The sequence below is a fragment of the Paenibacillus sp. 01T422 genome (genome assembly GCF_056398785.1).
In genome coordinates this window covers 1-2,874 of sequence record NZ_JBFTQB010000842.1, presented here as the reverse complement: position 1 = coordinate 2,874, position 2,874 = coordinate 1, and the positions used below count along the sequence as shown (strand labels likewise).

General features: G+C 29.2%; 3 protein-coding genes. All 3 read right to left on the bottom strand.

The window, feature by feature from the left end:
• Nucleotides 1-638, bottom strand: a 638-nt coding sequence (locus AC1DUA_RS32235; RefSeq protein WP_477503619.1) for a glycosyltransferase family 2 protein, incomplete at its 3' end; no start/stop codon positions are given.
• 32 nt (nucleotides 639-670) lie between these two features.
• Nucleotides 671-1,972, bottom strand: coding sequence for a glycosyltransferase (locus AC1DUA_RS32230; protein WP_477503618.1), 1,302 nt, complete (start codon nucleotides 1,970-1,972; stop codon nucleotides 671-673).
• Nucleotides 1,951-2,874 (bottom strand): O-antigen ligase family protein (locus tag AC1DUA_RS32225; RefSeq protein WP_477503617.1); only part of this gene is annotated, 924 nt, incomplete at its 5' end. The genes AC1DUA_RS32225 and AC1DUA_RS32230, both read right to left, overlap by 22 nt.

Genomic DNA, 2,874 nt, shown 5'->3' with positions numbered 1-2,874 from the left:
ACATATGCCTCTGGTAAATAATAAATATTTTTACCCAATTCCCTAATTCTTTGACATAACTCATTTTCTTCACCTAACAGCAACTTATTACCTTTAATCCCTAAATCAGGATCAAATAAGCCTATTCTATCAAAAATCTCTTTTCTAAAGATCATATTACATCCGATTGGAGCTTCGAAATAGTTTAATGTCCTTTGAGTCTCCCCGTACGTGGTCTCACCAATTATTGATGCAAACTCTTTTGCAAACCAATCCGGCTTCTCGAGATTCCATACTGGAATAACCTTTCCTCCTGCACATACTTCTTCTCGGTTCTCTTTAAAAAACGAATAAATCGATTGAACGTATTGAGGACTAACAATTACATCATCATCTATAAATGCAATAATTTCACCAGCCGCATCTGCAATTCCTCTATTTCTTGCGTGTGATAATCCGACTTCTTCTTCTTTTACATATCTTACATTAGGTAAATTATTAGTGAAAAATGAAACAATCTCCTCCGTATTGTCATACGAATTATTATCGATTACCAAGAGTTCAAATTCATTTTCTATTAATTGATTCTTTAATACACTTTCGATACACTCGCGTAGGATTTCGCTTCTATTATAAGTACAAATTATTACAGAGATCATTTTTTTAACTCCCTTGTAAAACTTCTGTTTAACTAATTTAAGAAGTTAACTAATCGTTTTGTCAGTTCTGATCGACTAAACTTATAGAACTTCTCTATATCCTGATATGTAGATAACCGATCCATTTTCCAGTCTTCATAGATTTTTATTAACTCAGCTTTAATCGATTCTATATTATTATTTTTCACACTATAGCCTAATTGATATTTATCCATAGCATTACATAAAAGTGTATCATTACTAATACTCAAAATCGGCCTCATTGCCCCTATATATTCAAAAAGTTTTCCAGGTAGAGCATAGTCACTTTGGTTGTTAGTATGGGTTATTATTAAATTAATATCTGATTCTTGTTCTAATTTTATTACTTCTTTATGTTCCATTCTCGGTATTAGTTGAACGAACTCAGAAATATTAAATTCTTCAATTAGTAGTTTAACTTCTTCTTCCATGTTCATACCCTGAAATTTACCAACCAAATTTATCTTTATTTTCATATTGTCATCACGAATTAACTCACCAATTGCTTTAATAAACTGTACTGGCGACCTCGTACCATAGAAACTCCCAAAATGAGATATAACAAGTTTATCTTTCTTTGTATATGTTGTTTGATCGTAATCATCTATATCAAATCCATTAGTAATTACTTCATAGTTTTTTTTAGTAAGTTTAATTTTAAACTCATAATAGTATTTATCTTTTATGTTTTCTGTCAAGAAAATGAATTTATCTACATATTTTATTGATTGCTTCTCAAGATAGTAATTATATGATTGCTCTAAAGGAGTTAGTTCACTATTGTATATTCCATTTGAAAACATTAAATCTCGAATCTCTTCTATTAATTCGATTTTGGGATTCATCGCTTTAATAAATGCCCCTAATACTAGAACATCAAGTGTTGGAACTGTGCATAATACTTTTGTGATATTTTTCTCTTTGATTAACCTTCTTACCTTAATATATGAACTGATTGACCATGTACTTACACTTAGTAATTTATAACAAACTTTCAGACAACCTTTAATAAATTGCCTATTTGCTTTATTATTCTTTTCGTTTGAAAAGTTATTTGCTAGTATCGATCTTTTTTCACTTTTAAGTTTAGATCTCAATATGTTGATTTTATTCTGGTTGCTTATCCATTTAGATGGTTCAATAATATTGGAATTGTTATATGCTTTTTCGTCATTTTCTTCTGCACTGGTTAATACATAAACATCCCAATCCATTTGTCTCAAATATTTTATTATTGATTTTAATCTTATTGCTGCTATTTCCAATTGAGGCGGAAAATAACTAGTTAAAATTAATATTTTTTTCCTATCCATATCGACTCTCCTAGAATTTTTTTATTAATGGGTTCCTTACTTTGAGTAGCAAGTATTGTCCAAATCAAAAAACCTATTGCAGTATGATTAAAAACAGGATCTATAAAACTTACCAAAAGAATATACAAATAAAGAAAGGCTGCCTCTTGATAATAGAAAATTGAATTTGTTTTTTTATTTACTATTTGATTCCTTATCATTTGAATAATAATTAAAATAAATGAAGCAAACCCAATAATCCCCGTCTCAACTAATACCTTAACATAATTATTATGAGCGTCAATTTTAATCGAGATAACTTCATTAGCAATATTCACAAAGTTTTGAAGCCCATATCCAAACATTAAGCTATCAGATAATAATAAAAGAGAACCTTTCCACAGGTTAACCCTCCAGGCCAATGAATCAGAATCTATCCCACCATTTAAAGCATTTTCAAAATAATTTATATTAGTGAAAATATTAATAACGTCTTGAAAACGCTCTTGTACCATTTGAGATTTCTGAAATACGACAATCATAAAAATGATGAGTATGAGTACAAATAGTGCTGCAGTGAGTTTATTTTTTGTTCGTGAGATTACCATTAGTACAATAGACAAGATAAATATTATCAATGCTGTTCTCGAGTAAGTCAAAAAGAGTTCATATAAAATAAAACTAAAATATATAATATAGATTAGTTTAATATATTTCTTCTTTTCTTTAATTATTCTCCCTAATACCATAATTCCAATTAAAGAAATAAAGTAGGCAAAATGGTTTGAGTGTGTAAAACCTCCAGTTATTCTGATTACTGTCCTTCCACCTATCCATGCTGTTATCGGTGATTGATAAGTTATTAATTGGTATAGTCCGTAGCACATTGGAATTATGGCTGATAAGATAAGTAAGTTTATGAT

Coding starts and splice junctions, on each gene's coding strand:
- AC1DUA_RS32230 (WP_477503618.1), bottom strand. CDS start 1,972: ATGGATAGGAAAAAAATATTAATTTTAACTAGTTATTTTCCGCCTCAA.